The sequence below is a fragment of the Microseira wollei NIES-4236 genome (assembly GCF_020521235.1).
Taxonomy (GTDB): Bacteria; Cyanobacteriota; Cyanobacteriia; order Cyanobacteriales; family Aerosakkonemataceae; genus Microseira; species Microseira wollei.
In genome coordinates this window covers 1-3596 of the sequence record NZ_BLAY01000361.1, presented here as the reverse complement: position 1 = coordinate 3596, position 3596 = coordinate 1, and the positions used below count along the sequence as shown (strand labels likewise).

Annotated in this window: 5 protein-coding genes; 4 read left to right on the top strand and 1 reads right to left on the bottom strand. The window is 48.4% G+C overall.

Annotation, left to right across the window (positions count from 1 at the left end; genetic code table 11):
* The 4 genes from MiSe_RS48195 to MiSe_RS48180 all read left to right on the top strand — a co-directional run.
* The coding region (locus MiSe_RS48195) for a hypothetical protein (protein WP_226594491.1) at positions 1-401 on the top strand (401 nt) is incomplete at its 5' end.
* A 25-nt stretch (positions 402-426) separates the two neighbouring features.
* Complete coding sequence (locus MiSe_RS48190) at positions 427-1752, top strand: filamentous hemagglutinin N-terminal domain-containing protein (protein ID WP_226594489.1); 1326 nt, start codon at positions 427-429, stop codon at positions 1750-1752.
* A gap of 5 nt (positions 1753-1757) precedes the next feature.
* Positions 1758-1976 carry a hypothetical protein gene (locus MiSe_RS48185; protein WP_226594487.1) on the top strand — a complete coding sequence of 73 codons (219 nt, stop codon included), beginning with the start codon at positions 1758-1760 and terminating at the stop codon, positions 1974-1976.
* A 361-nt stretch (positions 1977-2337) separates the two neighbouring features.
* On the top strand, positions 2338-2604 hold the full coding sequence (locus MiSe_RS48180; RefSeq protein WP_226594485.1) for a hypothetical protein: 267 nt from the start codon (positions 2338-2340) through the stop codon (positions 2602-2604).
* Between the two features lie 446 nt (positions 2605-3050).
* Here MiSe_RS48180 and MiSe_RS48175 read toward each other — a convergent pair whose 3' ends face one another.
* Positions 3051-3281, bottom strand: a complete 231-nt coding sequence (locus MiSe_RS48175; RefSeq protein WP_226594483.1) for a photosystem II protein, Psb35-related — start codon at positions 3279-3281, stop codon at positions 3051-3053.
* Positions 3282-3596 lie beyond the last annotated feature (315 nt).

Genomic DNA, 3596 nt, shown 5'->3' with positions numbered 1-3596 from the left:
ACGATATCAACAATCCCAGTAGGGGCACGGCATCAATCGACATTGCCATCAACGAGAAGGTTTTCTACCGCCGTGCCCCAACCACCAAAGGATATTCTACGGCATCCATCAGCGTTGCCATCCACGAAAAGGTTTTCTACCGCCGTGCCCCAACCACCAAAGGATATTCTACGGCATCCATCAGCGTTGCCATCCACGAAAAGGTTTTCTATTGCCGTGCCCCAACCACCAAAGGATATTCTACGGCATCCATCAGCTTTGCCATCAACGAGAAGGTTTTCTATTGCCGTGCCCCAACCACCAAAGGATATGATACGGGATCGGGTAAACTACTGAAAACCATTTTAACTGGGCTAAATCTTGATGCTTCCTCTCTCGCTCATCAAAGCATTTTCCTCTAGATTTTGGTTAACAGGCGACATACTTTTGTTATGTTTTGTAACAAATTCTCCCACCCAGGCGCAAATTGTCCCAGATGCAACCCTACCCGTTAATTCCACCGTCACGCCCATCGGCAATACCAACACAATCGAAGGCAAAACAACAGCAGGTGGCAATCTATTCCACAGCTTTCGCGAGTTTTCGATTCCCACGGGTGCAGAAGCATTCTTTAATAATGCAGTGGATATTCAAAACATTTTCACCCGCGTCACGGGTGGAAATATTTCTCATATTGATGGATTGATTCTCGCCAACGGCACGGCTAATTTATTTTTACTCAATCCCAACGGGATTATTTTTGGGCCAAATGCACGGTTAAATATTGGCGGTTCGTTTTTTGGCAGTACGGCAAGTAGTATCAGATTTGCCGATGGCACTTTTTTCAGCGCCACTGCGGCTCAAACCACACCCCTACTAACTATTAACGTACCGATAGGTTTGCAATACGGCAGCAGGGCCGGAACTGTGGAGGTGCAAGGGTCTAATCTTCAGGTACAGCCAGGTCGAACTTTAGCACTTTTTGGCGGCAATGTCAGCTTGAGCAACGGAATTTTGCTGGCACCAGGAGGGCGCGTCGAGTTGGGAGGCGTCGCCAGCGAGGGAACAGTTGGACTGGGGATTAATGGCAATATTGGGAATTTGAGTTTTCCTGATGGCATCGGCAGAGCAGATGTGTCTCTCAGCAATGGCTCTAGAGTTAACGTAAGGGCTGGAGGTGGCGGCAGTATGGCGATTAACGCCAGTAAATTGGATATTTTGCAAAAAAGCGGACTGCAAGCGGGTATAGCATCTGAATTGGGTTCTATTGATAGTCGCGCAGGAAATATTGAAATTAATGCGACAGGGGTAGTAGCGATCGCCAATGACAGCTTTATCATCAATTCGGTGCAATCTGGGGGAATAGGCGATGCAGGTGGCATCGAGATTAGCACAGGGTCGCTGGCGATCGCCCGCGGCGCTCGACTGAGTGCCAGCACTTTTGGACAGGGAGATGCTGGAACTGTCAAGATTACTGCCAGCGATACCGTCTCCTTTGATGCAGGTAATGCCTTCAGCAGGGTGGAAAAGGGAGCAGTTGGCAAGGGTGGCGGCATCAAGATTACTACCAATTCGCTATTGGTCACAGGCGGCGCTCGACTGAGTGCCAGCACTTTTGGACAGGGGTTATCATCGAGGCCCAAGGCATCTTTGGCACACAGTTCCCCGATTCTGCTACCCCAGAGAGCGACATCACCGCCACTGGGCCAAATCCTCAGTTCAGCGGCACCGTGCAAATCAATACTCCCGATGTTGACCCCAGTTCCGGTTTAGTGTAATTGCCCGCCCATGTCGTCGATGTTACAGGGTTAGTTGTTGACCCCTGCGCCGCCGCGCGGCAAGGCAGTCGCTTCTCAGTTACCGGACGCGGCGGCATTCCACCGGGCCCTGACGAACCCCTCGCCGGTGAAGCCTTTTTGGTCGATTTGGTGACAATCGATCCAAATCAGCAGGGGAGCAGGCGAGCAGAGGAGCAGGGGGGAAATACGCAGTTATAATGTTAATTCTGAGACGCCTGTGGCTGAAATTGTGCAAGCGACTGGGTGGTACACCAATGAAAAAGGTGAGGTGGTTCTGACTGATTCTACACCTACTCCCTACCGCCTGCGGCAGAATCCACTTCTGTGCAAATAGTCCAGGATTTAGGCAAAAAACCCGGTTTATAGGAAAAATCGTGCGTTTGGATCCGCGAGATTGCCGCAGAAACCGGGTTTTTCTCAAAAACCCCGTTTCTTTCACTCCAACCCAACTGGGCAAAACAATACACATGTACTATAATAGAGGCAAAGGGTCATCGAGCTAGATCGGCTTCTCAATGGCTCAAAGTCTTTTTAGAGAATAGATTCAATTTATTGCCCTATGACCAAGCACTACATTCTTACCCTCAATCCCAATGCCAAGCACGAATGGGATCGTTGTGCTTTACGCGAGCCACTGACAGCCAAGCGTCCAGATTTAGCCAAAATCATTGCTGATGCGATTGGCGAAGTGTCTGGTTCATACTTAGTTTCGGTGAATATTGAAGTGACAGTTTTGGATCAAGTACCATTGCCCCAAGGCGAACAACTTACCCTCAATCTTCCCGAAATTTCTATCCCTAAAGAACCACAGGAACTCGTTGCTTAAAAAGTCAATAAGTCCCAATCCGCTAGGGAATAAATTCCTCTGGGCACGATTAATTTTGGCTCAACAAATTTCCGGATTAGAAGCGCGCCAGTTAGTAGGCTTCTAAGTTAGCAAAAGTTTGCTCCTTTGGGTGGCAGGAGGATTTTTCATCCTGCTGCTTTTTTTATGTAGGAATTATATCATGTCCTTAGGCAACGGTTGTGTAACTGCTAATAGCTAATCGCTAATGGCTGCTCTGGAGGCAATTAGCAAGCGAGCAATTAGCAATTAGCCATCCATACACTACCGATACCTAAGGACATGATATGAGGCACGACAAGCCTATCACCAAAGTTTCTGCGTAGATCTCTCGTTCCCAAACCAAGGATTTTTCATAGAAACCCGGTTTCTTTGTGTACCTCAACTACAGAATCCCGGTTTCTTAGAGAAACCGGGATTCTCATGCATTAACCAGGTAAGTTGTTGCTGGCATAGGCATCCATCACACCGTAGCCAGGAACGCGCACATTGTAATCAATTTCGGTGCCGGTGATGCTTTGTGCCAATTTTTCAAAAGACTCAGAACGCCAGTTGCGTTCGTGAATTGGCTTGGACTGCTCGCCTCGGAAGTAAGCTTGGGTACCGATTACTGATGCTGCAACCCAACCAACGATAAACAGTGCAATCAGGATAGTCATTGTCGTTTGTTTCCTTGTGTCTCTCTGTAAATTAATGTAACTCAATGTTAATAAAATTGACAAGTGTTTGACAATAAAAGTTTTTAATGGTAAACAGAAGGCGAACGGATAGGGAGCAAGACTTGGGTTTTGGGGGTATTGGGCGATCGCAGCACCGAATCCCCATAATTTACTACCGGGGGTAAACCTGCCACGGCACAGGATACGACAGCGGCAAGTTATTGGGGGGGAAACCCTGCCAGACCAGCATCAGCTGACTCACTAGTCCCCTAAAATCCCTTGTGTCCCACTCGCTGACACGAGTCTCGTTAGGCG